Here is a 2,570-nt window from a genome sequence, read left to right as displayed (position 1 = left end):
CGAGGTAGCGTCTCCAAGTACCACTACGCGTATTGCCATAATATTTCCTTATTATTTCTTATTAACAGGAAAATTACCATTCATTCCTGATTGGTAAAGAGTCTCGATATCCTGATATTTATCGAGAGATTTACTCGATTGCGGCATAACATGATCCATAAAATTTTTAGTCGCCTCTTCCCCGGCTTTTTTCAGGGCCTCTTTTCTGGCTGTTTCGATACTAGCTGATGTCTCAGTTGAAATAATTGATGGTATTTCTACCTCAGGAAACACACCGGTTTCAAAATAACTATCATATCCTTTTGTCCAGTCAGCCATATCCCTCAGCTTTGCCATAAACTCTTTATCCCATGTTGCATCACAAAAACCTATAGGCAAATCATATGCAACAACTTGAGACATAAACTTCCCGCTTCCTGGTAAAGTACTATGATCTGTAGGCTGGGACACATAAGTTCTCAACCTCTCATCCTTTTCATTAAAGAACTCTTTGCGTGTTATAGGGATTTTATTGTTATTAACACCATCTTTAAATCCAATAACAATGTCTTTATCTGTATAAAGATTTATATAATTATCATAAGTATTATCATTTTTACGTCCAGTTAACGGATTAATTTCCCCCCACCCATCCCTTTGCTCCTTTCCATGTTCTTTGCCTACTCTGCTTTCATCAAATGAAGCCATTTCATTAGCACTAATAGGTTTGGGAACTCTCTCCGCATTAATGAAAACCGTTTGCCACTTTGGCGGATCAGGATATGTCGTGCTGCTGCTTTGATATTTATCCCCAGTATCATCCCAAAATGGCTTTCCATCCGGCAAAGTACCAAAAGGTGTACTGACATTTGGCTCCGAACCACAAACTGTGCTTCTAGCTAAAATCCTTTGGAATAATTTACCTTTGTGTTTAGATAATAATGGATGGGGATTTCCATTTTTGTCATTCGGCAGCCCTTCCCAACCAATCGAACGTAAAGGACGAGATCCCATCACACGATCATGAGGGCAGAAATAAATATATGTCCTTCCATGATTATCTCTTTCTGGCAGAGAAACATCACCAACTTTTAGTTCTCCATCAGGGCGCCAGTTTCTATTATCATGGGATTTCCCCACGCAAAGCCCATCTAACCCAAGCGATATAAGGTGTGATGTTTGACGGCCAACTTTATCAATGATCTCTGAGAGCGTTTCTTCACGGCCAGACGGCGTAATTCTTTCACTTGCAGGGAGGGAGACCTCATTCAAAAATCCGTTGTGCATCGCATATGGTGAATTGAGAACAAAAAGCGCATCAGGTGCCTTTTTAGCTAATGCAACAGCAGCAAGAGATATCATAGTACCCTGGCTGTGAGATATAATACTAACAGTATCCTTAGGATATTTTTCTCTAATTAAATCAATTAAATCCGCAAGTCTCTTAGCTGCATGAGCATAGTATTTTCTGGGGGGAGCATTCGTTAAAATCCTATCCACATCTTCATTAGCATACTGAACTTTTACACCCGGCAAACCGGCCAAATTCTCATCAAAGCCAAACTCACTCCATAATGAATACAAATTATTTGTACCATTCTGGAAAGGCCCCCCTCCCCAGAAATAAGGCCCCTTGCTTTTGATAACCTCATCATCAACATTATTTAATTTCATTTGATGATAATCATCACCCTTGATATTAACCAAAGGAATTTTATATTTACCCTCCTGATTTTTTGGGGATGCATACCCCCAAAAAAAACGAATAACAGGAGATCTATCATGGGTACTTACTAGTTTCCGTTCCAACAGAGGTGAAGACGGAACAATTACTTCTTTACCAGAGTCATCCTTAACCACTTGCTCATCATTGCTATAATTATTAGCTTTTAGGTCAAACCCTGTCCCCTTAAGGCCTAAACGTTCATTTAAACCTTCACACAGAGAAGCCTCCGCTTTCTGATACCATTCTCCAGTTGAATTTACACCATGTACAAAAATAATAAGTCCTGGGAGATGAGGAGGTAAATCACAAGCACCACGAACTTTAACATCTTTCGGTGAGGGGCTAGAGCACCATGATGGTTGACCATTATCGTCAAACTTTATATCTAACTCTCTAATAGGTTCAGCTTTCAATTTAATATCCTTATAGAAAAGTCAAACAAACAACCCTATTTAATTATAAGCATTCCCGTAGAGTCTATAATCCGTAGTATCACATAAGACACTATTACACAAACAAGCCATACCACCACAAAAACCTTTCCTTTCTTCACCGCCTCTGAAAATAACCAAATAAGAAGGGATGCGAAGCTCCCAATTGCGATAGAATAGACAAAAAAACCAAAATAAATCAATAATAACATAACCCACCCTGTTCATTACATGCCTTTAAGTAACGTTATATTTATTTCATCTATAACTGTGGAAGCATTAAGCGAGGTCGCTCCGTCAGCATTAGTAATACCAGTAACGATAGATCCATCGGGCATAGTAATTTTGTAAGCTCGATTACCCAAAGGTTCTTTTGTCAAAGCGCTTCTTATAATAAACTTCTCATCAAAACTTTCCGGAGCGTAGTTCTTCAT

General features: G+C 38.9%; 1 protein-coding gene and 1 pseudogene. Both read right to left on the bottom strand.

Annotated features, from left to right (window positions below; all coding sequences use genetic code 11):
• Positions 1-51: 51 nt before the first annotated feature.
• Entirely contained in the window at positions 52-2,124 is a 2,073-nt protein-coding gene (locus tag JJB97_RS17690) for a T6SS effector phospholipase Tle3 domain-containing protein (protein WP_451923542.1), read from the bottom strand.
• A 239-nt stretch (positions 2,125-2,363) separates the two neighbouring features.
• Positions 2,364-2,570 (bottom strand): annotated as a pseudogene (locus JJB97_RS17685) (DUF2345 domain-containing protein); the annotation flags it as partial.

The organism is Tenebrionibacter intestinalis (genome assembly GCF_016632365.1).
GTDB lineage: Bacteria > Pseudomonadota > Gammaproteobacteria > Enterobacterales > Enterobacteriaceae > Tenebrionibacter > Tenebrionibacter intestinalis.
Note: the sequence above shows the minus strand (reverse complement) of the source record. Positions and strands in the feature narration are given on the sequence as shown.